21 protein-coding genes and 1 pseudogene are annotated in these 24,031 nt (G+C 61.1%); 12 read left to right on the top strand and 10 right to left on the bottom strand.

What is annotated here, in order from left to right; genetic code table 11:
• Nucleotides 1-16: 16 nt before the first annotated feature.
• The 5 genes from AC5RUP_RS14930 to AC5RUP_RS14910 all read right to left on the bottom strand — a co-directional run bounded on the left by AC5RUP_RS14930 (nucleotide 17) and on the right by AC5RUP_RS14910 (nucleotide 4,616).
• A complete protein-coding gene (locus tag AC5RUP_RS14930) occupies nucleotides 17-466 on the bottom strand; it encodes a VOC family protein (RefSeq protein ID WP_494153031.1) in 450 nt (149 codons plus the stop codon).
• A 59-nt stretch (nucleotides 467-525) separates the two neighbouring features.
• Nucleotides 526-915 (bottom strand): Zn-ribbon domain-containing OB-fold protein, encoded by a 390-nt coding sequence (locus AC5RUP_RS14925; RefSeq protein ID WP_494153032.1) that lies wholly within the window; start codon nucleotides 913-915, stop codon nucleotides 526-528.
• 4 nt (nucleotides 916-919) lie between these two features.
• A complete protein-coding gene (locus tag AC5RUP_RS14920; RefSeq protein WP_494153033.1) occupies nucleotides 920-2,077 on the bottom strand; it encodes a thiolase family protein in 1,158 nt (385 codons plus the stop codon).
• 102 nt (nucleotides 2,078-2,179) lie between these two features.
• Complete coding sequence (locus AC5RUP_RS14915; RefSeq protein WP_494153034.1) at nucleotides 2,180-3,439, bottom strand: acyl-CoA dehydrogenase family protein; 1,260 nt, start codon at nucleotides 3,437-3,439, stop codon at nucleotides 2,180-2,182.
• A 58-nt stretch (nucleotides 3,440-3,497) separates the two neighbouring features.
• A complete protein-coding gene (locus AC5RUP_RS14910; RefSeq protein WP_494153035.1) occupies nucleotides 3,498-4,616 on the bottom strand; it encodes an acyl-CoA dehydrogenase family protein in 1,119 nt (372 codons plus the stop codon).
• Between the two features lie 200 nt (nucleotides 4,617-4,816).
• Between AC5RUP_RS14910 and AC5RUP_RS14905 the strand changes: the two genes are divergently transcribed.
• The 5 genes from AC5RUP_RS14905 (at nucleotide 4,817) to AC5RUP_RS14885 (ending at nucleotide 11,202) form a co-directional block, all read left to right on the top strand.
• Nucleotides 4,817-7,243, top strand: coding sequence for a CaiB/BaiF CoA-transferase family protein (locus AC5RUP_RS14905; RefSeq protein ID WP_494153036.1), 2,427 nt, complete (start codon nucleotides 4,817-4,819; stop codon nucleotides 7,241-7,243).
• A gap of 328 nt (nucleotides 7,244-7,571) precedes the next feature.
• Complete coding sequence (locus AC5RUP_RS14900) at nucleotides 7,572-8,750, top strand: thiolase family protein (RefSeq protein ID WP_494152995.1); 1,179 nt, start codon at nucleotides 7,572-7,574, stop codon at nucleotides 8,748-8,750.
• 98 nt (nucleotides 8,751-8,848) lie between these two features.
• The gene (locus AC5RUP_RS14895) at nucleotides 8,849-9,604 is read left to right on the top strand and encodes an SDR family NAD(P)-dependent oxidoreductase (protein ID WP_494152996.1); all 756 of its coding nucleotides are present in this window, start codon (nucleotides 8,849-8,851) and stop codon (nucleotides 9,602-9,604) included.
• A gap of 23 nt (nucleotides 9,605-9,627) precedes the next feature.
• The gene (locus tag AC5RUP_RS14890) at nucleotides 9,628-10,416 is read left to right on the top strand and encodes a crotonase/enoyl-CoA hydratase family protein (protein WP_494158706.1); all 789 of its coding nucleotides are present in this window, start codon (nucleotides 9,628-9,630) and stop codon (nucleotides 10,414-10,416) included.
• A gap of 570 nt (nucleotides 10,417-10,986) precedes the next feature.
• Nucleotides 10,987-11,202 (top strand): Mu transposase domain-containing protein, encoded by a 216-nt coding sequence (locus tag AC5RUP_RS14885; protein WP_494153063.1) that lies wholly within the window; start codon nucleotides 10,987-10,989, stop codon nucleotides 11,200-11,202.
• 389 nt (nucleotides 11,203-11,591) lie between these two features.
• On the opposite strand, the gene AC5RUP_RS14880 is transcribed toward AC5RUP_RS14885, so the two are convergent.
• The gene (locus AC5RUP_RS14880; RefSeq protein WP_494153038.1) at nucleotides 11,592-12,344 is read right to left on the bottom strand and encodes an NADPH-dependent F420 reductase; all 753 of its coding nucleotides are present in this window, start codon (nucleotides 12,342-12,344) and stop codon (nucleotides 11,592-11,594) included.
• 28 nt (nucleotides 12,345-12,372) lie between these two features.
• The gene (locus tag AC5RUP_RS14875) at nucleotides 12,373-13,131 is read right to left on the bottom strand and encodes an enoyl-CoA hydratase/isomerase family protein (protein WP_494153039.1); all 759 of its coding nucleotides are present in this window, start codon (nucleotides 13,129-13,131) and stop codon (nucleotides 12,373-12,375) included.
• A gap of 314 nt (nucleotides 13,132-13,445) precedes the next feature.
• On the opposite strand from AC5RUP_RS14875, the gene AC5RUP_RS14870 reads away from it, so the two are divergent.
• The 4 genes from AC5RUP_RS14870 to AC5RUP_RS14855 all read left to right on the top strand — a co-directional run bounded on the left by AC5RUP_RS14870 (nucleotide 13,446) and on the right by AC5RUP_RS14855 (nucleotide 16,628).
• Nucleotides 13,446-14,735, top strand: coding sequence for a cytochrome P450 (locus AC5RUP_RS14870; RefSeq protein ID WP_494153040.1), 1,290 nt, complete (start codon nucleotides 13,446-13,448; stop codon nucleotides 14,733-14,735).
• A 46-nt stretch (nucleotides 14,736-14,781) separates the two neighbouring features.
• Nucleotides 14,782-14,928, top strand: a complete 147-nt coding sequence (locus tag AC5RUP_RS14865) for a hypothetical protein (protein WP_494153041.1) — start codon at nucleotides 14,782-14,784, stop codon at nucleotides 14,926-14,928.
• A 78-nt stretch (nucleotides 14,929-15,006) separates the two neighbouring features.
• Complete coding sequence (locus AC5RUP_RS14860; RefSeq protein ID WP_494153042.1) at nucleotides 15,007-15,333, top strand: 2Fe-2S iron-sulfur cluster-binding protein; 327 nt, start codon at nucleotides 15,007-15,009, stop codon at nucleotides 15,331-15,333.
• 2 nt (nucleotides 15,334-15,335) lie between these two features.
• A complete protein-coding gene (locus AC5RUP_RS14855) occupies nucleotides 15,336-16,628 on the top strand; it encodes an NAD(P)/FAD-dependent oxidoreductase (protein WP_494153043.1) in 1,293 nt (430 codons plus the stop codon).
• Between the two features lie 650 nt (nucleotides 16,629-17,278).
• Here the strand turns inward: AC5RUP_RS14855 and AC5RUP_RS14850 are convergent.
• The 3 genes from AC5RUP_RS14850 to AC5RUP_RS14840 form a co-directional block, all read right to left on the bottom strand.
• Nucleotides 17,279-17,443, bottom strand: a complete 165-nt coding sequence (locus tag AC5RUP_RS14850) for a hypothetical protein (RefSeq protein ID WP_494158714.1) — start codon at nucleotides 17,441-17,443, stop codon at nucleotides 17,279-17,281.
• 355 nt (nucleotides 17,444-17,798) lie between these two features.
• Nucleotides 17,799-19,274 (bottom strand): NAD-dependent succinate-semialdehyde dehydrogenase, encoded by a 1,476-nt coding sequence (locus AC5RUP_RS14845; protein ID WP_494153045.1) that lies wholly within the window; start codon nucleotides 19,272-19,274, stop codon nucleotides 17,799-17,801.
• Between the two features lie 371 nt (nucleotides 19,275-19,645).
• The gene (locus AC5RUP_RS14840; RefSeq protein WP_494153046.1) at nucleotides 19,646-20,155 is read right to left on the bottom strand and encodes a nuclear transport factor 2 family protein; all 510 of its coding nucleotides are present in this window, start codon (nucleotides 20,153-20,155) and stop codon (nucleotides 19,646-19,648) included.
• A 593-nt stretch (nucleotides 20,156-20,748) separates the two neighbouring features.
• Here AC5RUP_RS14840 and AC5RUP_RS14835 point away from each other — a divergent pair.
• From AC5RUP_RS14835 to AC5RUP_RS14825, 3 genes and pseudogenes are all read left to right on the top strand, one after another.
• Nucleotides 20,749-21,564, top strand: coding sequence for a crotonase/enoyl-CoA hydratase family protein (locus AC5RUP_RS14835; protein WP_494153047.1), 816 nt, complete (start codon nucleotides 20,749-20,751; stop codon nucleotides 21,562-21,564).
• Between the two features lie 237 nt (nucleotides 21,565-21,801).
• Nucleotides 21,802-22,152 (top strand): annotated as a pseudogene (locus AC5RUP_RS14830) (DUF4913 domain-containing protein); the annotation flags it as partial.
• Between the two features lie 903 nt (nucleotides 22,153-23,055).
• The gene (locus AC5RUP_RS14825) at nucleotides 23,056-23,976 is read left to right on the top strand and encodes an LLM class F420-dependent oxidoreductase (RefSeq protein ID WP_494153048.1); all 921 of its coding nucleotides are present in this window, start codon (nucleotides 23,056-23,058) and stop codon (nucleotides 23,974-23,976) included.
• Nucleotides 23,977-24,031: the final 55 nt, after the last annotated feature.

The following is a 24,031-nucleotide window of genomic DNA, read 5'->3' as shown; positions in this document are numbered from 1 at the left end:
GGTCCAAATTATCGGCTTACGCTTGGGGAAGAGGATGGTGGTGCGCTGCCGCGAGGCTGTCGCCGTCGTACTCGAGCAGACACAGCCGGATACCGTAAAGATCCTCGGCAGCAAAGATAGCCTCCCTCACACCGCCGACGTGGAAGTGGCGAAGTAAGCGAAGTCCCCGCGCTGATAGTTCCCTGATGGCCTCGTCTATGTCATCCACTCGGATGTGTACATTGCGAAAGCCTTCTTGCATCCCCGCGGACTCCACCAACTCGAAGGCACCAGACCGGTCAAGAGCTATTCGCATTTGGCCGGTTGGCGCATTGGTATCAACCGCTACGCCCTCGGTCACCTTCACTTCGAGAGCCGAGACATCGACGACGTCGAACTCAAGCCCGAGGAGGTCGGAGAACCGTTTCATTCCCTCTTCCAGGTCATCGACTACGATGCCAACAAACTCCAGACGATCCAGCTTCATTACATTTCTCCCTCGTTGGACTAGGCATCAACGCACCGGTTGCGCGCGAAGCAACTGAACTACTCCAGAACCCTCACAATGGGGAGCGGCTCACCGCCGCTTTCTGAAGAGAACTCAATTCCCACGGGTTGCTCGCATGTGAGTTCGAGTTCCGCCCCCGCATGAACATGGATCCACGGCCCCTCGTCCAATTGCACAATCGCTACCTGATAGGCACGCGCGGTCTCTTGACCATCTCGCACGTGTGGTGCCGTCCAGGTGACGATCCGTCCCCGCCCCGAAGAATCCACCCATTCGATATTTTGCGACGAGCAAAGTGCGCACCGGTAGCAGGTCGGGGCCGACAATCCCCGGCAATCCAGGCAACGGCGAATCATCAACCGGCCCTCCCGGGCGGCGTCGAAAAATGGGGTCGACCATTCGTCGCGCTGCAGCGCAAGCATACTCATGCGGTCATTCCCTGTCTGCCAAAATCAGCGTCGAGTGGTCGTCAAGTGTTCCGCCGTTTCCACTGACCAGCGCCAGGTCATGACGCACCACTTGTCTTTCGCCGGCCTGACCTCGCACCTGCATGATCGCTTCCGACAACGGCGTCATCCCCCACATGTAGTAACCGGACAGCTGGCCCCCGCCGGTATTAATGGGCAGACGGCCCCCGGGGCTTGCAGCCCCGGAGCGGAAGAATTCCCCGCCCTCACCCTTTTCGCAGAACCCGTAGTCCTCGGCACTGACGAGGGTCGTGAACGTGAAGCAGTCATATAGCTCGGCTAGTGCAATGTCGCTCGGCGTTACCCCGGCCATCTCGTATGCCTGACGTCCCGATTCAGCTGCCCCGGTTACCAACCCGAACCGACTGCGGTCGTCCATCGGATAATCCGGGTGCGACTGCCCGATGCCGATCACCGTGACCAGCGGCTGGGCAAGGTCGCGAGCACGCTCGACCGACGTCACGATCACGGCGACTGCACCGTTAGAGACCAAGCAGCAGTCGAAGAGACGAAACGGTTCAGCGATCATCCGCGACTGCTGATGATCGGCTATCGCCATTGGCTGGCGCATCTGCGCATGAGGGTTTATGGATGCCCATGAGCGCGCGCTCACCGCAACCTCCGCGAGATCGGAACTCGTGGTTCCGTACACCGACATATGTCGACGAGCTGCCATTGCGTAACCCGCAACTGCGCCCCGAAGTCCCACGGCACGCGGTAGAGCATCCAAGCCCGTCAACTCATCGGACTTGCCCGCATATCGAGCCCCGGCGGACGCGCCTTCGCTCAGCGGATTATCTGCGAAGATGCAAACGACCACCTCAGCCATGCCTGCCGAAATCGCGAGGCAGGCCGTCTGCACCATTACGCCGGCGGACGATCCGAAGGCCTGGACATCCGCCGCAAGCCGGAGGTCGCCCAGGCCAAGCCTCTTGGAAAGACGCAAATTCACACCGCGCATCGCCCCGGCATTGACGAGTAGCCCATCAATATCAGAGAGGGGTATACCGGCGTCGCGGCACGCCCGCAGGACAGCTTCGTCTGCGAAGTCCTCTGCCGACCGACCATACACCTTGCCCATCTCAGTCATACCGAGGCCGGCAATGGCACCCAAAGCGCTCACCGTGGGCTCCGCATGTCTAGCGAGATAATTTCCAAGTGTGTCTCCGTATCGATTCCTGGATATACAGCACGTCTAAAGCAGCGCAAGTTCCGCCTGCGCTGACTAACTGGACTTCGAGGGATCCGTCGCGGTCTTCCTAATGTCCTTAAACGGGATGCCCCGGTCTGGGGCTTCCCCCCTAGGTAGGCCGAGAAGCCGCTCACCGATAATGTTGCGCTGAATCTGATCGGTCCCGCCGCCCACCGAGTTGATGAAAGCGTTCATGATTTCCCGGTTCACGTAATCCCCCGCAGGATGCTCCGACCCGTAGAGCATTGCTTCAGGCCCTAACATCTCGGCCTTGAACCGCCCGCCCGTGTGCAAGATCCTTGAGGTGGCTAGCTTCCCCAGTGCCGCTGCGGCGACCGCATTCTGTTGGCTCGGCTCGGAACTGTTCATCAGACGATCGTTGTTCCAGGAGTGGACCATTCGCCAGGTGTAAAGTCGCGCAATCTCTTGACGGACGACAGCATCCCCACTTCGTCCGGCGCTACGAGCCGCTTCGATAAGGTCGCTCGCGCCAGTCTGGCTCGACTCGACTGCGCGCGCTACCTGTTCGGCGCCAGCGCCCGGACGGTTGCCGGCTTCAAGAAACTCGCCCAGCCATTCGCGCTCGGCGGCCAGCATCGTTAGGAGAACTGCCCAGCCGCCGTCGACCTCTCCCACAATGTTCTCGACCGGGACGCGCACATCCGTGAGAAAAACCTCACTGAATTCCGAGTCGCCGGTGATTTGCTTAATGGGTCGGACGTCGATGCCGGGCTGCTGCATGGAAATAATGAAACAGCTGATGCCCTGGTGCTTCGGAACGTCTTCGTTCGTGCGAACTAGAATCACGCCCCAGTCCGCTTCCTCAGCTGACGACGACCAAATCTTCTGCCCGTTGATGACCCAGTGGTCGCCATCGAGGACCGCCTTCGCCTGAAGACTAGCGAGGTCAGAACCCGCACCCGGTTCGCTGTAGAGCGCTACGCCGTCCACCGATTCACCGGTCAGAAGCTCACGCAGGAAGGTCTCCTTCAGTCGGGGCCCACCATATAGCGCGACGGCCAGTCCCGTCATGCGGACCCAACCACACACCGCGTCGATACCCAGGTCCTGTACGGCGTGCGGCGCGCCCGCTGCGTCGAACTCGGAGGCGACAACCTTGGCCATCGCATGGCTGAGGTTCCGCCCGAACCCATCGGTTGGAAAAGTAGGGACGGCCCACCCAGCGTCAACTAGCTTTCGTCGCCATTCTGCGTCGTCCGTGCCGTGCCAGTTGTCGGACAGCCATGCCTGCACTTCTCGTCGAAGTGCATGGGTTTCAGTGTCGGTACTCATGAGAACGCTCCTGTGCGCGAGAGGGGCCGAGCATCCGGCCGAATGTAAGAAAGACGAGTTAGACACCCAGAGTCGTTGCGAGCCGTTCGCGGTGGTAGTCAGCGCTTCCCAAGAACAGCGCCGTTGACTTAGCCCGCTTGAAGTAAAGGTGGGCCGGCACCTCCCAGGTGAATCCCATTCCGCCGTGGACCTGAATGTTTTGGTGAGACGCCAGTTCGAACGCGTCCGAGCAGTACGCCTTAGCTAACGGTGCGATCGTCGAGAGGTTCATCTCAGACTGGCCAGCGGCCGTGGCGAGTCCCATTAACATCGCCGACCTGGCCGATTCCACTTCAAGCATGACGTCAGCGAGCATGTGCTTGATGGCCTGAAACGCGCCAATCGGTTGACCAAACTGAACTCGCAGCTTGGCGTACTCGACGGCCATGTCCAGTGACGCTTGAGCAGCTCCCACCTGTTCCGCTGCCAAGCCGATCGCAGCGAGATCGAGCACCTGAGTCAGCGTTTCGCCTCCGGTCCGTTCAGAACCAAGCAGCCTCGCGGGAGCGTTGTCGAATCGGACGGTCGCAAACTTTCTCGTCTGATCGAGCGTCTCCAAAAGCTCTGAGCTCACGTGCGGGGTGTCACTGTCAACGGTAAACAGTGAAATTTCGTCGCCGTTTCGAGCAGCGACAACGAAGAAGTCGGCGATGTGGCCGTCTAGCACGAAGAGTTTCTCGCCGGTAAGCAAGTACCCGTCGCCTCGCGCTGTGGCTTCGAGAGAGATTCCAGTGCCGTCCCACCGCTTCGAGTCCTCCAGGAAGGCCAACGTCCCGATGGCCTCACCCGATGCGATTCGCGGCAGGTACTCCGCCTGAGCGCGCTCGTCTCCGCTCTCCAGAAGAGCACTGACAGCCAAGACCGCTGTAGAGAAGAAGGGCCCGCAGAACAGAACTCGTCCCATCTCCTCAAGGACGAGACCCAACTCCACCCAGGTGTAGCCTGATCCACCGTGCTCTTCCGGCACGATCATGCCTTGAAGACCCTGCTCCTGCGCTAGTTGTCGCCAGAGTTCACTGCTGTAGCCCTCGTCTGTATCCATAAGACGGCGCACTTCAGACTCAGGAGCCCGTGCCGCAAAGAGTGCGCGTAACGATTCCACCAGGCTCGCATGGTCTTCGGTGAGTACTGCTACCACAATTCCTCCTACGGTGGATGTTCAATGCGACTGCTCAACTGATTCTAAAGGAGTTGTCTGTTGCAATCAATCTAGCGATAGCTATGATAAGTCTCTGATCGCGAAATGAATGATCATCCGCGCGATCGCTATGAATACGATGACCATGGCGCGGAGAGATAGTTGCCCCGCGCCCTGACGAAGTAGATGGAGTCGACCGCATGAGAAAGTCAGATCTGCCACTGCGCGGGGTCAGAGTCGTGGAACTCACCGATGGCCTGCTCGACATGGCCGGTAGAATTCTCGCGGATTTTGGCGCCGAAGTGATCAAAATAGAGCAACCGGTCGGCAAGAATGACGCCCAGCCCTCGCCAGACCAGTCACCACGGGACGTGAAGTTCTTGGTTGAGAATTTCAACAAGTCTGGCGCCTCACTGGATTTGTCGGATCCCGCAGACTGGGACAAGCTGTTCACGCTGCTCGCATCGACTGACATCTTCATTCAAGCCGGCCACCGAGCACAGGAGCACCCTGTCAACCCGACCGATCTAGTCTTACATTTCCCGCATTTGGTCGTGCTGTCCGTGAGTGACTTTGGCGCCACCGGCCCGTACAAAGACTTCGTCGCAACTGACGACGTGCATTTAGCCATGGCAAGTCAGCTCAGCAGGTCAGGAAAATGGCCTCGCGAGCCCGCGATGATTCCGTTCGATCTTGCCTATCAATCCAGTGCAACCCAAGCAGCATGGGCAGCCATAGCGGCTTACTACCATCGGTTGGCATCAGGACGCGGCGACCACATCGACTTCTCCGTCTTCGAGGCGACGATTGAAGTGGTTGATCCGCCATTCGGAACCGCCGGCTCTGCTTCCGCCGGCACCAAGCAAGTCGGCGCACCGACTGACCCTGATCTCTCCGAGTGGGCAAGACCCCAGTCGGTTCCTTACCCCATCTACCCTTGCGCGGATGGATTCGTGCGGTGCTTGGTGCTCGCACCGGGCCAATGGCAGGCAATGTATGAGTGGCTGGGTAAGCCGACGGCTTTCAGCGACCCCAAGTTTCAAACGATCCTCGGGCGGAATCAAGAAAAGGATCAGTTAGAGAGCGCCTACATCGAACTCTTCCGCGAGCGAAGCAAGAGTGATCTTGCTGCTGAGGGGCAGGCCCGCGGCATCCCGATCACACCGGTGCTGAGCATCGCAGAAGTACCAGCACAGGAGCACTACGCTCAGCGCGGAGCATTTGTGGACGCCGAACTCGACACCGATATCCGCGCACTCATACCTTCCGGATTCGTCGAGATCGACCGGAACCGCATTGGGTACCGACGACGCGCGCCACGCCCTGGCGAACACAATCGCGAGTTGACTTCCCCACGCGACGACGGCAGCGATTCGACATTAGCGACGACAACCCCGGACGCTTCCTCGCTGAACAACGATCGCTCACTCCCCCTGTCGGGAGTGCGAGTCATTGATTTCGGAAGCATCGTATTCGGCGCGGAGGTCGGCCGCCTTTTCTCCGATTTGGGAGCGGACGTCATCAAGGTCGAGAACAAGGCTTACCCGGACAAGTACCGCGGCGGCAGCGAGCCAGGGTCCCTGATCGCGAAAAACTTCGCCTTGGGCAACCGTGGCCGCAGGAGCTTCGGAGTCGATACGCGCTCACCCGAAGGTCGGGCACTCGTGAAGAAGCTCGTTGCGTCAGCCGACGTCGTCGTATCGAACTACAAGCCCGGGACGCTTGAGCGTCTAGGCCTCGGATATTCAGAGTTGTCGGCCGTCAACCCACAAATTGTATGGATGTCATCCAGCGGCTTCGGGGACACCGGCGAATGGGCCAAATGGCTTGCCTACGGCCCCGGCGTTCGGAGCGGCGCCGGACTCACATCACTGTGGCGGTATCCAGACGATCCCGGCGGCTTCGGCGACAACACTTCTGTTTACCCCGACCACGCGGCCGCGCGTATCGCGGGTGTGGCCATCCTGTCAGCACTCATCAGGCGAAAGCGATCGGGTCGAGGCGCTGACATTCGCGTTTCGCAGGCGGAAGTCGTCTTGAATCAACTGTCGGAACAATTCGCCCGGGTTGCGCTCGGACAACCTGCAACCGAAACGCGAGATGCTCCGTGGGGAGTGTATGAGTGCGCTGGTGACGACGAATGGTGCGTGATTTGCGTTTGCGATGACCGCGACTGGGAGGGTCTACGCGCAGCGCTCGATCACCCTGCCTGGAGTGCTGACATCAGGTACAGCGATTCAGCCTCGCGCCTCCGGAACAAAGGTGAGCTGGACCAGCACCTCAGGGATTGGACGCGGAAACATACTCCGGAAGAGATAGTGAAACTCCTGCAGGCGAATAGTGTTCCGGCCGGAGTCATGAAGCGGCCACCTCAACTCGAGTCGGACCCGCATCTCCTAGCCCGCGACTTCCTTGCTCCGCAGATCCAGCCAGGTTTTGAGGACCCACTACCAGCAGTTCGGCGGCCGTTCTTGGCTCACAACATCGTTTTCCCCGAGATCAAAGAGTCCCCCGAGATGGGACGGGACACGGTGGACATTTGCACGAACTTACTCGGCATTGAACTGTCAGAAATTGAGCGGATGATCGCCGAGGACATCCTGCAGCCCCCGACCGCACCCGCATAGGATCCACCCGAGATCGGCGGACATGCCTGAAACTATCGTTACGGCTGGGGCGACACCACCGTCGCCTCAGCCAACTCGAACGGCTCACCGATCGTACGAACCGGAAAAGTAAGGTATTGGTTGTCGAGCTAGCGACCCTGCCAGTTAGTCGATCTCCACGAACCCGGGGATGGCGCCGGGCGGCCGCGCTCATCCGCGACGGCGGAGCTACGCGGCGTGCAGGAAGTGCCAAGGATGCTAGCATAGCTTACTAGCGATCGATCGATAAGATATCCACTTGGGCCGAAACCGTTCGCCGAAGAGGCCCCATCGACTTCAGGAGAATGAATTGACTCGAGCAGTTATCGTCGATGCCGTCCGTACCGCATCCGGGCGCGGGAAGTCTGGCGGGGCGTTGAGCGGGGTCCATCCCGCTGAACTGCTCGCCCAGACCTTGCAGCAGTTGCTGTCCCGGTCCGAACTCGACCCTGCACTGGTGGAGGATGTGCTGGCAGGATGCGTCGTCCAAGTCGGAGATCAGGCACTCAATATCGCTCGTACTGCTGCTCTGACGGCCGGTCTGCCCGAACACGTCCCGGGCACGACCATCGATCGTCAGTGCGGGTCAAGCCAGCAGGCGGTGCACTTCGCGGCCCAGGGGGTCATGGCGGGCACCTATGACATCGTCATCGCCTGCGGCGTGGAGTCGATGAGCCGGGTGCCGATGGGGTCGAACGCCGTCGGCGGTGATCCCTTGGCTCCCCTGTCCGGGCGTTATCCCGAAGGAATGCCCCACCAGGGGATCGGGGCCGAGCTCATGGCGGTCCGTTGGGGAGCGGACCGGGTCACACTCGACACGTTTGCGGCGGAATCGCACCGCCGTGCTGCTGAGGCTGCTGCGGCCGGAGCGTTCAAGGGCGAGATCGTGCCCGTCGCGCTGCCGGGCGGCGGTGAGCATGTGAACGACGAGACAATCCGGGCCGACACAACGGTGCAGAAGCTCTCCGAGCTTCGGTCGGCGTTTAGCGACGAGCGGTTCGCCGCACGGTTCCCCGAGATCGACTGGCGGCTCACCGCGGGCAACTCATCACCGTTCACGGACGGTGCCTCCGCCGTCTTGATCATGAGCGAAAAGCGGGCCGCCGAACTGGGCCTCACGCCGCGCGCGCGTATTCACACCCTTGCGGTCACCGGATCGGATCCGACCATCATGCTCAGCGGCGTCATTCCCGCCACACGTCGTGCGCTCGAGCGATCGGGACTGGGCATTGGCGATATTGACACCTTCGAGGTCAATGAGGCCTTCGCATCCGTACCACTGGCATGGGCCCGGGAATTCAGCGTGGACCTGGCGAAGGTCAATCCCCGCGGCGGAGCGATCGCTCTTGGCCACCCGCTTGGCGCCTCGGGTACCAGACTGCTCACCACCATGCTCAACCAGTTGGAGTCATCCGGCGGGCGCTTCGGGTTGCAGACCATGTGCGAGGGCGGCGGAATGGCGAACGCCACCATCATCGAACGCGTCTGACAAAGACCGCATGGGACCCAAAAGACGGTCGCGACAAGCGCGACGGCACAGGACGCGGTGCCCCTTTGCGGACCGCCGCGAAGTGAAAGGAGCATGACATGGACGTAAAGGAACGCACAGCGCTGGTCACGGGAGGTGCGTCGGGACTTGGACTTGCCACGGCACTGCGCCTCGCCGCCGACGGCATGCGAGTGGTCGCGCTCGATCTCGAACCTGCGGTGCAACGCGCAGCAGAGCACCAGCCACAGATCGAGTTTGTGGTTGCGGACGTCTGTGACTCCGACGCGGTCCAGCGTGCCGTCGCGGTGGCCAACCGGGACGCCGATCTGGCGGTCGTGGTCAACTGCGCAGGGATCGGCGACCCCGGCCGGGTCGTGAGCAGGAGCGGACCCCTGGCGCTCGAGCGGTTCGAGCGTGTGATCAGGATCAATCTCTTCGGTACGTTCAACGTGATCCGGTTGGCCGCGCACGCGATGAGCGGCAACGAGCTCAAGGGCGAGGAGCGCGGCATCATCATCAACACCGCCTCGGTCGCTGCATTCGACGGCCAGGTCGGCCAGGCCGCCTACTCGGCGTCCAAGGCCGCGATCGCGGGCATGACGCTCCCGATCGCCCGCGAGCTTGCGGATGCGGCAATCCGCACGGTAACCATCGCGCCAGGCCTTTTCGAGACACCCCTGCTGGGCCAACTGCCACAGACTGTGCGAGACGAACTCGGCGCCTCGGTGCCGTTCCCGCCGCGGCTCGGCCTCCCGGACGAGTACGCTGACCTGGTAAACGCGATCATCCGCAACCCCATGCTAAACGGTGAGGTCATACGGCTCGACGGGGCCATACGGATGGCGGCGCGATGAGTGCGCAACTGGCAAGGACCGACGTGAGCACGGACCCGGCGGCCACCTACGAGGTCTCGGACGGCGTCGCACTCGTAACTCTCCGGCGGCCACACGCCCGCAACGCCGTCAACGCCCGCCTGTCGCTCGCGGTCGGCGAAGCTCTCGAGGAGGCCGAAGCAGATCCTGCCGTGCGCGCAGTCGTCGTCACGGGAGAGGGACCGGCCTTCTGCGCCGGGGCCGACCTCAAGGGCATCGCCGCCGGTCAGCCCCTGACCGCCCCCGGACACCCCGAATGGGGATTCGCCGGGCTCGTGCAGCACCCGGTCTCGATGCCCCTGATCGCCGCCGTCAACGGGCACGCGATGGGCGGCGGCGCCGAAATCGTCCTGGCATGCGACCTCGCGGTAATGTCCGAGGACGCAGTGATCGGCCTGCCCGAGGTGACAAGAGGACTCTACGCCGCAGCGGGCGGAACAATCCGACTCCCCCGCCAGGTACCGCTCAAAGTCGCACTTCATGTTGCATGCACCGGCCAACCCCTGACCGCACGCGAAGCAGTTCAGTGGGGCCTGGTCAACGAAGTCGCACCGCCTGCCAAAGTGCTGCCCGCAGCCCTCGAACTCGCCGGCCGCATCGCGGCCAACGCACCACTTGCGGTGGCAGTGACGAAAGCAATGATGCACGCAGCGGCAGGGGCCGACTCCCACGATGACCGAGCCCTGTGGAAACGCCAAGACGAAGAGATGGCACGATTGCTGGCCTCCACCGACGCCCGCGAAGGCGCCACCGCCTTCGCCGAGAAACGCCAACCGACGTGGGTCGGACACTGACCACGCCCACAGACGCCGGCCCCACCGAGTCCGCCCCCAAACCTCGGGACGAATACCGGACCCCGACGAACGAACACGCAGAGCAAAAGCACAACGGTACCACCTGCCCTGGGAGCCTGACGACGCTGCGCAATGCGATGGTTCCCGCCGCGGAAGATCCCGCTCGAGGACGGAACGGCAATGCTGCTACCGGCGCTGGCCATCACGACCGCACACTCGAAGTACATCACGGGCCCAACATCGTTGCACGAGTCCCATAAACAAGGGGACGGCATCCGCGTGACGTTTGCCGCGGCAAATGCCGGGCCCTGTTGTCCGATCCGCCGGCGCGGGATCGGGCCGGGTTGCTGCATCAGCTGTCACGGCCCGTGCAGCGGATCCGCCGTCTTGCCCGTGAAGATCATCAGGCTTTTGCCGTCCTGGTTCGAGACCTAGTTCATCCCGGACGATCGTTCGCGTCGCCTGCAGCTTTAACGCACAGTTCACCGATTTGTTGAGACGAGCCAACGCGCGGTTGTTCGCACGACGAAGACTGCCCCCGTTGATCGGCTGAACGTTGACCCAGCCGTGATGCTGCCGCTGCTACCGATCCCGCTGCAACTGGGCTGGCGCAACAGGGGACGCCCAGACCGGGACTCCTTCGTCCGCTTGGACACGAACGACCACTCCGACCCGACCGCGGTCGGCCGACTCGTCAATGTCACAGCAGACCTCGACCGGGTCCGCGCGCAAGCGCCGACGGGCGGATTGTTGCCGACCACGCCAGCGTTTGGGCGCGTGGGGTGACCGTCACCGGCCCCGCCCATGTATACACGGCCGCCCGGCTGTGCCAGCAGTTCCAGCACCTCGATCTTCAGTCCCGCAGTTGATCACGCACGCGACCTCGGCAACTTTGATCACACGTTCGGGCTCAACGGCGAGGTGGACTGATGAACGGGAGAGCCCGGTCAGCGTCGGTGAAACAGATCACCTTTCGCCCACAGCGCTCAAAGCACTCCGCATCCCTAGGTAGACCGCGCCGCCGGGTTGCCCACATGGAAAATGATCGAGGACTTCTTCTGGGACGTCCAACCCGCGATCCTTTCCCAGGACGGCTCGCCCGCAGTTCAACCGTCGTCGACACGTCCCAGGACATTCGAGTACATACACATGTACGGCGCGGTGCAAGTAGGCGATTACATATATATGGCGCGGTTCAGTCGCACGAGCCAGTCGCCGAATGCATCGCCCTTGTTCGTGTAGCCCTGGGTTCGTTCTGCGATAATCGCCATTGTTAGATCACGGAGCCGCGGCAGGCTGTCTTTGTCGGCTCCGGCGAGGGCATCCGCCATCTGCTCGCGCGTGAGGTCGGTGCAGTAGGCTGGCGAGGCGGGCTGCTGGCGCCAGGAATGGGCCGTGGCTCCCGCATCGAAAGCGTCGAAACCGGTCTCCTCCACAAGCTGCATCGCGATGGCGCGGTCGCTATCCCGATCGGCGGCAACCGGAATGGCGATCCGCCCGCTGGCTCCCGGAAGCGTTGCTTTGGTGGCGAGTGACTCCGCGCTGATCGCGTTCCAAGCCTTCGCGATCGGCCGTCCGAGCAGCTGGGCCACCCAAACGCTTTCGACCTGGCCCTCGTCGATCGCAGGCAGACTACCGTCACGGCTCGGATAGTAATTCGAGGTGTCGATAATGACTGCCTCAGGGGAGGCGGAAGCGATTAGCGGGGCGATCCCCGGAATCATCTTCAACGGAATCGAGGTGATGACCACATCGGCGTCGGTGATCACCTCAGTTGCCTCGACTGGCCGGGCCCCGAAGCCAAGTAGCCAGGGATCGATTGTGTCACGCCCGCGGGAATTTGCGACCTTGACATCGTGATCTGATCGGCTCAGCGATCGCGTCAAAGTCGCACCGATCGAACCAGCACCGAGGATGCCGATACGCATGCGCTGCCCTTTCACTAGAGTTGAGCTGTCATCGCCTGAACCGCTCGAAGTGCGCCGAAGGGTCGTACGACGGATCTCTCTGGTTGACTTTGATGTATTGTTCCAGCACGCTGGCGCGCGCGGATTCTTGCATAGCTTGGAACAGCAGTGCCTTCGTAGTGCGAACTGCCCAAGGCGAGTTGGCCGCGATGGTTTTGGCGAGTCCTAAGGTGAACTCGCGCAACTCCGCGTCGGGAACGACGTGGTTGACTAGCCCCATCCCATACGCCTCGGTCGCGTCGTAAAGCGTTCCTGAGTAGAGAATCTCCGCGGCGACTCCAAAGCCGACGAGCCGTGGGAGCAGCCAGGTGGCAGCGCCGGTGTCGGTGATAGTGCCCAGCTTGACGGCCGGGTGCCCGAGCCTAGCGCCAGCGGCGACGACCCGGATGTCCGCCTGCAACGCCAACTCGAAGCCGTACCCGACCGCAGGCCCGTTGACCATGGCTATGACTGGCTGGCGAATTGAGGTGAGAGTCCACAAACCAGCCGCGTCGGTGATAGATCCGCTCGCAGGCGGAGAGTCGTCGCTCATAAAGGTGTCGGCGCCAGAAAGATCGGCGCCGGCACAGAACGCGCGGCCAGCTCCCGTGATGACGACGACGTGTACGTCATCCCGCGCAGACATGGCAGCCGCAGCTTCATTAATTGCGCGGATGCGCGTAAACGTAACGGGGTTTAGCCGATCCGGATCGTTCAGGGTGATCCAGCCGATCGGGCCGTCCACCGCGCTTAGTACGAAGTCGTCCATCCGTGCCATCTCCTTGCTCCTAGCCCCAGGCGTGTCGACCGACCTTGACGAGGGAAGTACTTAGTCGCGAAGGCGAACGCGAGCTGCTATAGCGCTAGATAATACACCGGGGATGCCGTCGGCTTCAACCATCGCTTGAGCTGAGGTCCGTCCAGGCAGCTCCCCAGGCCTGTGCCACTCTTGTAGTTATAGCGCACGATAGCTAAAGTGCTCAGGGGTGATGGAATATGTGTCAAGTGGCTCGATGCGATGACGTCGAGTCGCAGTTGCAGTCGCAACTACTCAATATGGTCTAACGCGATAGAGGTGGCCCAATGGATGCCAGGGAAACTGCCCGTAGCAACGCGGAGTCTGCTGCGTTCCAAGACGGTAGAAAGGTTTGTCCCTTCGACCACCACTCCGCCGAGTACGCCACGGGACACCGCGAGATGTTCCAGGAACTACGAGAAGCCGGTCCCGTGGTGTGGAGTGAAGCGTACGGCGGATTCTGGATCGCCAACGACTTTGAACACGCCAGCGCGGTGCTGCAGGACTCTGACTCCTTCACCATCGAAGCTGTCGACAGCGAGACGGAGGGTGGCTCGCTCATCCCTACCCCGCCGAAAGCCGCGTGGTTGTCGCCTGGGAACACATTGTTCAACTTCTTTGACGGTCAACGCCATGAGACCGTGCGTGCCGCGCTGAACCCGCATTTTTCCAGGCGGCGTGTCAAAGCGATGGAAGGCGCGATCAAGTCGAGGGTGGATCAGGTCCTCGATCAAGTCTTACTGCTGTCCCAGTTCGACATCGTCTACGACCTGGCTTCGCCTATCGTGGCTGGAATCGTCAATGACCACATGGGATTCGGACTGGATGATCCGGCGCCCATCTTCCGCGCGATGTCCGACCAGTCGCACGACAAGAAGGCTGAGGTGGATAACCAGGCCATTGTGACGTTCAAGGATGGCTGGATCTACATCGGGGAAGTGGTGAGGGCTCGTCGGGCCGAGCCGCGTGATGATGTGATTTCTGCTCTCGTTCTCGCGAACGACGGTCAGTTCACGGATAACGAGATCCAGGGCATGTGCACCAACATCATCTTTGGGGCTGCGGATACGGCAGCGGCACTCACCGCGCACGCCCTTATGTTTTTGGCCGATCGGCCCGATCTCCGCGCTCAGCTGCGCGATGATCCGAAGCAGATTCCGGTCTTCGTCCGCGAGGGCTTGCGCTATTTCAATGTGGCGATGGGAGTCGCGAGGAGCGCAAAGCGCGATGTCGAACTCGCAGGGATGCAGATCCGCAAGGGCGATCGCGTCCTCGCATTGCTTCCTTCAGCAAATCTCGATCCGGCCAGGTATGACCGTCCGGATGAGTTCGATATTTCACGGGGCGCCATTCCACACCTAGGTTTCGGGGCCGGCGCGCATTCCTGTCTTGGTGCCGGGCTGGCACAGGGCCTGGTGGGCGCCGTGATCCAGGCTCTGCTGGAGCGCGTAGAGACGTATTCGATCGACACCGCCAAGGTGGTCGGCAATACGGACAAGTCATTCATCAATCTGTTCCACAGTGCGCCGATGCGGATCGAGTCCTTGCGCCAGCCGACCGCACCGGTGTCGCAGTGAGCGAAGGCATGGCCTTCGGCGCTGGTCCGCACCGTGCATCAGGCGTGTGCTCGTCAAGCTTGAGCTTCGCATCCTGCTTGAGGAGCTGCATCCAAGCATCGTCGTCATCAGCATGGACGGTGAGGCGGAGCGTGAGGCGAGCGGCGTCGTGAACTCACTTTCCGCGCTCCCGGTTACCGTGCGGGTCGGATGATCGGCGTAAAGCGCGATCGTTGACCACGAGATGGTTTGCAGTACCTACAGTTGTCACGATTACTTAAGGAAATTACAGATGAGCGATAAGTCGAGAGTTGTCTTCGTCAAGGACGGGCACCGGACTGAAGTGGAGGTGCTCATCGGCACGTCCATGCTTCACGCCGCCACGGACAACTTGGTCAGTGGCGTCATCGGGGAATGTGGTGGCGAGTTGTCATGCGCCACATGTCACGTTTTCGTCGAGCCGGAATGGTTCGACCGCCTGCCTCCGGCCGACGCCGACGAGTTGGGGATGCTCGAGGCGACGGCCGAGGAGCCCACCGAGTTCAGCCGGCTGAGCTGCCAGCTTCCCTGTACCGCTGAGACGGATGGCATTGTGCTGCACATCCCCGAAAGCCAGTGAGCATGGCTATCGGCGACGTGCACGAGCGAGCAGTGGATGCAGACGGTGTGAATCACGTTGTGATCGTCGGCGCGGGTCAGGCTGGCGGCGATCTCGCGGCGAGCTTGCGTGAGCAGGAGTATGCCGGCCAGATCACGGTGATCGGCTGTGAGGACTCGTATCCGTATTCCCGCCACCCGCTGTCCAAGTCATATCTCATGGGACACAAGACACGGCCGGAGCTTCTGATCAGGCCAGAAGATTCATATCGGCGCTTCGACATCGACGTCAAGCTGGGCCTGCGGGCCGTGTCCATCGAGCGCGAGCACAGGCGCGTGATCCTCGAAGATGGCCAGAGCGTCAACTATGACGCCCTTGTCCTCGCAACCGGCGGCTCGCCGCGGGCCTACCCGGACGAGTCTTTGCAGGGGGCATCGAACGTCTTCTACCTGCGGGATCCTGAGCATGCAGATGCGATGCGGGGACACCTGACTCCCGGTGCTCGGTTGACCGTGATCGGGGGTGGGTACATCGGGCTCGAGGTTGCGGCTGTAGCCAGAGGCCTAGGTGTGGAGGTGACAGTCGTTGAACGCGAGGAACGCGTGCTGGCGCGTGTGACCTCGCCTGCTACTTCTGCCTTCTTCGCCGAGGTCCATGAGCAAGAAGGCGTCATCGTCCGCACGAGTCGATCGGTCAGTGACTTCGAGGTCGACACGGATCAAAAACTGACAGCAGTCGTGCTTGACGACGGCACAACGATCCCGACAGATGTCTGCCTCATCGGCATCGGCCTACAGCCGAGCACGGACCTGGCGCATTCTGCTGGACTAGACGTCAGCGACGGCATCCTGGTTGATCCCTCGCTACGCACCAACGACCTAGCGATCTACGCCATTGGCGATGCTGCGCGTTATCCGTACTCCCAATTTGGGGACACCAGGCGGCTCGAATCCATTCCGAACTGCACGGAGCAGGCGCGCGCTCTGGCCCGGACCCTCACGGGCAAACCGGAACCGTACAACGCGGTGCCGTGGTTCTGGTCCGACCAGTACGACATGAAGCTGCAAGTCGTTGGTTTGGCGAGCCCGGGTGACGCGGTGCTCGTCCGCCGGGATCCCGACAAGGCCCGACGCATAGCCGTGTTCTACCTGCGGGACAACCGGGTCTGCGCCGCGGAGGTCGTGTCCAGTCCGAGAGACTTTGGCATTGCGCGGAAAATGGTCAACCAAAGAGCGGTCGTCGACCCATCGGAGCTGGCGGACGCTAGCATCCCGCTCAAAGACCTGCTTCTCGGAGCGGACCCGACGCGCGGGTGATTCCGCTCGTGGGCCGTGGTCTTGACGTCCCAGTTGACGTAGCTGCCCCGGCAGAATTGACTACGGCCCGGCCCCGAGCGATCGCACCAGCCCGACGGGGATGCCGGATCCTCGTAGCTGATGGCCAAGCGATAGGCGCGTAGCAGGCCCGGAAAACATGTTTCATCCCCACGTGGCGCAGCAGTGCCATGTCATCGATCGAATCCGCGCCGCCCACTATCCCCGCCACCAGCGACGCGACCCTTCAGCCCGGCATTCGCGCCCTTGTCCGTAGGGATCGACAGCCGTTCATCGGCCGGCTCCTGCAGCCCCGCGTCCTCGCGGCACGCTTATGGGAAACTTGCATCTACGGGATGCCCCTCTTTTCGGTTGTTAATGTGCTCTAGACAAGCTCCATATTCCTTGAAAAGACAGACATTCGCGGTTTAAAACACCGTCCGAGCCCCGATCTCCATCGGTAGATCGAGGCTTAGTCAGTTGACGCCCTCATCGCGGACACCTGGGCCATCGAAATCCGTCCACTGGATCCGAGGCGACACCTACAACGAAGACGGATTACAAATTCGCAGGGTGTCGGAGCGGGACATCGCGGGCAAGACGCCCATGAGTCTTTCCAGAAGCCTCCGCCCCGACCGCCTCATGGCCGGCCGTCAGGGGCCGAGGACGGCACAGGACCACCGCGGTGCCCGCGAACCAGCCGGCCTCCTGCAGTACCATGCGGGTGTCCTCGGCAGTGAGTTGCCACCATCGTCGTGGTGACAGACATGTCCCAGAAGGGTCGGGACCACCCCCAGCGGCACCGCGTCCCGCAGCATCCGCGTCGCGGCGGTGTGCCGGAACCAGTGCGGGTCGAAATCCGGGCCCTTCCTCATCCGCAGCCGCTACCACCAGGTCCATAGACAGCCCTGTAGGACATGGCATGGCCGACCCTGTCGCCCCAGCCAGAACCGAAGGCCGGCAGGTGTATCCAGGGCCACAGGCTCGCTGCGGTCTAAGGAACCATAACTTCAAACCGCGTTTCCCTGCTGCCAGTAAACAAGCTGATGTACCCGGCGGGGCTCCATGAGTAGATTCTCGGAGACTTCTTTGGTTCAGCACCGTAAATCAGAACGGTGGGGAATGAATCCTATGGCAGCCGTCCTCCACGTACCTCATCTAACCTAGGAAGAGTCAGCAAGTTTCCCGCCGCCCGAGGTTGAAATAGCGAATCTCTTGGTACTCTTCAAGGCCTTCTGAGCTGCCTTCACGGCCCACACCCGAGTGCTTGACTCCTCCGAAGGGTGCCGCCACATTCGACAACAAACCCTGATTGATGCCGACCATGCCGGTTTCCAGGGCTTCTGCGACATTCAGCGCACGATCGACGTTCTCGGTGAACACGAAACCTGCAAGACCGAAGCAGGTGTCGTTAGCCTTCTGGATCGCCTCCTCCTGAGTGGAGAAGCGGCTAATCGCGGCCACCGGACCGAAGATCTCGGTGGTTGTTATGTCGGCGGCGTTGGGCACGTTATCGAGCACCGTGGCTCGGAAGAAGGTTCCATCACCCTCCATCGCCGAGCCACCGGTGCGAAGATGTGCACCTTTCCCTACTGCGTCATTCACGAGATCTTCGAGCCGTTTGACCGCACGCCCATCCACCACCGGGCCGAGCTCCACCTCGCGGTTCAACGGGTTCCCCTGCACAAGCGACGCCATTTTCTCAGTGAAGCCCTCAATGAATGCGTCGGCGATTCCGTCTTGGACCAGCATGCGGTTCGCCGACACACACGTCTGGCCGCCATTGCGCATCTTCGCCAGTATCGCCCCCTCGACGGCGCGCTCAAGATCCGCATCATTGAACACCAACAGCGGGGCATTGCCTCCAAGCTCCATGGAGCTCTTGACAATGTTTTTCGCCGCCAACTCCATCAGGGTGGCGCCGACCGGCGTCGAGCCGGTAAAGGAGACCTTGCGCACCCGCTCATCCGCCAGAACCGCCTCGCTGAACGCCGAAGCGCTTCGAGTGGTGACGACCTGGATGAGTCCCTCGGGAACGCCAGCCTCCTCCATAAGCTTGACGGTGAGGTAGGTCGTGAGCGGCGTCAGTGTCGCGGGCTTCACTACGCACCCACAGCCAGCGGCCAGAGCCGGGGCGATCTTGCGGGTCGCCATTGCCATTGGGAAGTTCCAAGGCGTGATCAGCACGGACAGACCAACTGGACCGCGGAGTGTGATCATCGTTGCACCGCCGGCCGGGGCCTGCCGATAGCTGCCCCCCGCTCGCAGCGCCTCCTCGGCGAACCAGCGCACATAGTCAGCCGCGTACTGCACCTCCGCGTACGACTCGGTGATGGTCTTGCCCATTTCACGGCTCATCACTAATGCAAGCGCGTCTCGATTTTTGATGAGATTTGCGTACGCAGCGTGCAGCACATCAGAACGGCGACGAGGCGTGGTCTTGCCCCACTCTTTGCCCGCGGCATCCGCACGCGAGACAGCCTCAATCGCCGACTCGATCGAATGGTTCGGCACCATCGCAATCTGCTCGCCGGTCGCTGGATCGGTGACCGGAATATCTCCGAGCGACGCTAAATCGCTGCCGGGAATGTTCGCCAGCGCCTCGTTGGATTGTGATAGCAGGATTGCGTCGGCAGTTTCAAAAGCCATGGTTGTCCCTTTCGTAACTTCGTTTGGAATGAACGTGGAGCGCCAAGAAACGGTGCCGTTAATAAGACGGTTTTGGCGTTGGTCGCTAGGGTGTCGAGCTGTGGGAAATGCGGAATCGGAGGGCAGAAATGCTGCTAATAGCTACCCGTATCCGTGGGCAGGTGCACCAGCGCCGTGATGTGTGCCATCTCATATTCCTCCGAACCGCACCGAATTCGGGCTATTCGTTGTTGTTTATCGGGGCCACCTGGTACATGCGGGTCTCGCGAAACTTGCGCTCGACGTCGTACTGGTCCACGAAGCCCTAGCCGCCGTGCGGGTTCAGCGACGGAGCTCCTTCGAGCGATTCGTCGGCTGGTCGGCGGAGGTGGTCAGCGCCATTCGATCCACGAACGGGTGAAGTTGATGGTCTTGATATACCACCTGCCATCATCCAACCGCTCGTAGGTTTCGTGATAATGGCCCATGCCGTGCTGGTGACGAACAGGCGAGCCTTCCGGCCACCAGGCGTAATCCTCCATGGGCCAGATCGCTTTCGCGGTGGTGCTTGATGTGAGTTCGATCTCCGGCACAAAAATATGGTGGATCGTGCGGTTGTTTACGGCTATCGTCTCGCCGAACGACCGGAGCGCGTCGCGTCCGACCAAAGGCCAGTCGAAATCGGCCAGACGATCGAGAAACTCGAACGAGAAGTGCTCAACGGGGACTCGCTCGTTGGTAAACGGATCTCGAGCGACTGCGAACTCGCGCTCGTCGACTATCGCATCGGGTGTGAATAGGGACGCCCAGCGTGGCCAGTCCTTATGGTCCACGCAGTAACAGTACTGCGCCTTCAGCCGCTTGATCTCCTCGATCGCCGCCAGATCCTCTAGCGTAGCCACGCTTCCTCACTTCCTACCCGCATGCTCGGGCAATCATTCTTTTCTGGGGGCCTGCACATCGACGCGCCATAAGCACCCACTTGCAGGTGCTCTTTCAAGTTCGTTCCTTGAAGCGCACAGGAAAGTGGAGCATGCAACTCACGTCGTTGCTCGCATCGCATCAGCGAGACTCGAACCTTCATACTCACAGGCGAATGCCCTGCGTTGACCAACAATCCATCGATATTGGACACGGGTATCCCGGCGTCCTGGCAGGCCCGTACGACCGCTTCGTCGGCGAAGTCCTCAGCCGACCGGCCATAGACCCTTGCCCATATCGGTCGTACCCAGTCCTGCAATTGCACCCATGGCGGGCATCGTGAGAACCTCCCCAACATCGATACGTACTGGACACTTCGTGGGACTCAGCCCAACGACCGTAAACCTCCCGGCCATCGCGCGGTCCCAAGATCATCGACGCGTAGATCATCGACCCGTGGATTCCCGAACTACGTCGACTCGACCTTACTGGGCAATCCTAGCTACAATCAATAGCGTACGATCGTTATATTGGCTAAGACGCCAAATTTGGCCTCCGAACTAAAGGATTCATCGTGAACTCTCCGACGCAATCGAGCACAGAGCCAGTACTGCTGCAGGAGCGACGGGGTCGCACGCTTATCCTTACGCTGAACCGTCCATACGCGATGAATGCCATGAACGCGGAACTCTCGGGGGCGCTCGGAAGCGCCGTTGAGGAAGCGGCACATGATCCCTCCGTCTGGGTCGTCATCCTCACCGGCGCAGGAGATAAGGCCTTCTGCGCCGGAGTGGACCTCAAGGCCGCCGCACGCGGAGAGTCGACCCATGCCTCCCAGGAGGAGTTCGATAAGTGGCACTTCGGAGGATTCGTCAAACACGTGATCAGTAAACCCGTCATTGCAGCCGTCAACGGATTCGCCCTCGGAGGTGGCACAGAGATGGCACTCGCCAGCGACCTCGTTGTCGCGGCCGACACCGCAGTCTTCGGATTGCCTGAGGTCAAACGCGGACTGCTCGCGGGCGCCGGCGGCGCGTTCAGATTGCCCCAGCAACTCCCGAAAAAGATCGCTATGGAGATCCTGTTGACCGGCGAATCCCTCAGCGCCGACCGCGCCCGTGACCTCGGCCTGGTCAATCGCGTGGTGCCGAGAGAGCAACTCCTGGAAGCAGCTCTTGAACTCTCCGAGCGCATCTGCGCCAACGCCCCCCTCTCCGTACAGGCCACCAAACGCCTGGCACTTGGGATCGAGGGCGACCAGATCGCTTCGGACCAACGGTACTGGGAACAGTCGAAAAACGAATTCGCAGAACTCAGGAAGACGGCCGACTATCTGGAAGGCCCTCGAGCATTCGCACAAAAGCGCACGCCAAACTGGCAGGGCCTCTAGCCCCAAGAAGTGCACTGACAAGTGCGGGAGGCTATCGACGCGCAACCATACCCACACCCGGACACGGTGGAGATATCTGAAGCATCGTCGCCAGCGCACCCCTATTGACGCCCCCTGAGAACGCTCGCAATGGCGGAAGGCTTAACTCGCAGTCTCTGAGTTCGATCGACGGACCGGAGAGGATGAGCGCCGAAAGGCCGGTTACAAAAAAGCCAGAGCGGGGACGGAAAGGCCTGGGAGAGACCGGAGCTCGTCTACGGTTCGGCCGAAGAATTCCTGCACGAGCAGTTGCCGCCCACCTACGTCCGCAGTGTCACTGGAAAATCAGCAAAATGGTGCACCGAGTGGTACTTCCACCCCGAAGCAGTCTCACGTGTCACGGCCATGTGGCGTTCCTGGGAGCACCTGCGCCTGCACGCTGCCAGCGGCATGAGCGTCTGGTGGCGGGACCACGCAGATCACCACATGAGAGTCCTCCTGGGCCCGCAAGGACCGTTCTACAGCTGCGACATGAAAGAACACCGCGACCCCGGACACCTGGAACCGAAGAAAGCATCGGAAGGATGGTTCCCAGACGTACGGATCCAGCCTCTCTGGAAGTCCGCGTTCCGCAAGACGTTCAAAGTCCCAGCCGGGCCCATGGTTTACGAGCGATTGCCAGAGTCCCTAAATAGGAACCAAATTCTGACTTGAGCTTCCTACGCGGGCGCTTTTACGGGCGGGGCAACCGCGTAATGGTGAACCACGGAAACGCGGAGAACCTCACGCCTCGTTTCCCTCAGTGGAGTGGTCCTTGGAGGACCCGCTAATGCGGCGTCCGGGTTGTTTACGCCTACCGCTTCCAGTGGTCATGATCGGGAAGCCGCCATGTTCTCGGAAGCTTTCGAAGATTCCTTGGCATCAGCCGCAACGCCCCTCCGACGGACCAGGAGCAAACCATCCTCGACCGCGCGCTGCGGGTGCTCGATGACACCTTAGACGGTATCCCCGTGCTGAAAGACCTGTGGCCGGGTCTCCGGCAGGTAGACGTTCAGGTCGCCGCGGTCCAGCGCGACGGCAAACTCGGCGAAATCGTTTCGCCTTGGTAAGTCGATCAGGACCGATCTTCGGTTCTGCGAATGCGAGATGATCCAAGCGGCCCTCGGCCCTTGCTATTTTGTTCTAGCGATCGATAGTCTTAGGGTGTGGAGCAGCGATTTCCAAACTCTGGAACCGACTCCGTCCCATTCCAGCCACAGCCGACTCAATTGCATGCGCCTTAAACGCAGCTCAACCAGCAGAGAATTCGAGGAGCAATCACCTAGACCAAGTCCTCGCTGTTCCAAGCTACGCAGGAATCGACACGTCCCAGCGTCCTGGAGCAGTTCATCAAGGTGAACCAGAAGTACCGGTCGTACGACCCTTCGCCGCACCTCTCCCGGTTTAGGCGCTGAAGAAGCACTATTCAACGCGATTAAGAGCACATCGATCGATAACGAAGGAGTATTGAGAATGAAAACCGGCGTGATGTCGATGAACACTGACGAGGACGGCATTTCGCCGCTGGATCTCGCCCGACTCGTTGAAGACAGTGGCATTGAGTCGATTTGGCTCCCTGATCACTCTCATGTACCGGCAGGCTCACAACTTGCAGAGGAAAAGAAGGTCGCGTATGGCGGAGGGGAAGAGCGTGAAGAGCGCTTTGCTGCCTCGCCTGGTGCCCTTCCTCGTGAGTATTATCGGAACTACGACCAGCTGACTACTATCGCTGCAATGGGTGCGGTGACAACGACGCTTCGTCTGGCGACAGGAATTTGCCTTGTCGTTCAACGGGAGCCATTATTCCTTGCGAAACAGGTTGCTTCGATCGACCACTTCACAAATGGCAGGTTCATTTTCGGAGTTGGTGCAGGAGCCGGTTGGAATCGAGGCGAACTTAAGAACCACGGCGTGGTTCTCAAGACCCGTACTGCTCTTATGCTCGAGCGTATCGACGCGATGAAGACTATCTGGGCTGAAGAGCGTGCCGAGTTTCATGGTGAGCATGTAGATTTCGACCCGATCTTTAGTTGGCCCAAGCCGATCTCCTCGCCGCATCCACCGATCATGATGGGAGGCCTCGGACCTACCGTGCTCGACCGAGTTCTCAGCCATGCTGATGGCTGGTTTCCGGGGCACACGGACGATACGTTCGATGGATTGGGCGACCGTATTGTGGAGCTACGTGAGCGGGCGGCTAACGCGGGTCGGACGGTCGACGTCAGCCTGAACTTTGGACGCCTCGAGTTTGCCGAGCAGTACGCAGCCATGGGGGTGGACCGGGTGGTTTACGTGATACCGACCCTTGCGACCCCTACAGAAAAGCGAGAATTCATCCGGGACGTGGGCGCGTTGGCCGAACAGATGAGAGACGTCTCGCCGTCGGTGGCTTGAGACGCAACTCCGTTCCGTCGGAGGTGCGTCTCGCCGTCGGTGGCTTGAGACGCAA

The sequence above is a fragment of the Arthrobacter sp. Y3223151 genome (assembly GCF_059091125.1).
This window is presented reverse-complemented; position numbering and strand designations above follow the sequence as displayed.

Excerpts from the sequence above, each read along its gene's own strand:
- AC5RUP_RS14850 (WP_494158714.1), bottom strand. The coding sequence starts at position 17,443 with ATGCTGCGGGACGCGGTGCCGCTGGGGGTGGTCCCGACCCTTCTGGGA.
- AC5RUP_RS14925 (WP_494153032.1), bottom strand. The coding sequence starts at position 915 with ATGAGTATGCTTGCGCTGCAGCGCGACGAATGGTCGACCCCATTTTTC.
- AC5RUP_RS14825 (WP_494153048.1), top strand. The coding sequence starts at position 23,056 with ATGAAAACCGGCGTGATGTCGATGAACACTGACGAGGACGGCATTTCG.
- AC5RUP_RS14930 (WP_494153031.1), bottom strand. The coding sequence starts at position 466 with ATGAAGCTGGATCGTCTGGAGTTTGTTGGCATCGTAGTCGATGACCTG.
- AC5RUP_RS14855 (WP_494153043.1), top strand. The coding sequence starts at position 15,336 with ATGGCTATCGGCGACGTGCACGAGCGAGCAGTGGATGCAGACGGTGTG.
- AC5RUP_RS14860 (WP_494153042.1), top strand. The coding sequence starts at position 15,007 with ATGAGCGATAAGTCGAGAGTTGTCTTCGTCAAGGACGGGCACCGGACT.
- AC5RUP_RS14870 (WP_494153040.1), top strand. The coding sequence starts at position 13,446 with ATGGATGCCAGGGAAACTGCCCGTAGCAACGCGGAGTCTGCTGCGTTC.
- AC5RUP_RS14895 (WP_494152996.1), top strand. The coding sequence starts at position 8,849 with ATGGACGTAAAGGAACGCACAGCGCTGGTCACGGGAGGTGCGTCGGGA.
- AC5RUP_RS14875 (WP_494153039.1), bottom strand. The coding sequence starts at position 13,131 with ATGGACGACTTCGTACTAAGCGCGGTGGACGGCCCGATCGGCTGGATC.
- AC5RUP_RS14905 (WP_494153036.1), top strand. The coding sequence starts at position 4,817 with ATGAGAAAGTCAGATCTGCCACTGCGCGGGGTCAGAGTCGTGGAACTC.
- AC5RUP_RS14880 (WP_494153038.1), bottom strand. The coding sequence starts at position 12,344 with ATGCGTATCGGCATCCTCGGTGCTGGTTCGATCGGTGCGACTTTGACG.
- AC5RUP_RS14885 (WP_494153063.1), top strand. The coding sequence starts at position 10,987 with ATGCTGCCGCTGCTACCGATCCCGCTGCAACTGGGCTGGCGCAACAGG.
- AC5RUP_RS14845 (WP_494153045.1), bottom strand. The coding sequence starts at position 19,274 with ATGGCTTTTGAAACTGCCGACGCAATCCTGCTATCACAATCCAACGAG.
- AC5RUP_RS14915 (WP_494153034.1), bottom strand. The coding sequence starts at position 3,439 with ATGAGTACCGACACTGAAACCCATGCACTTCGACGAGAAGTGCAGGCA.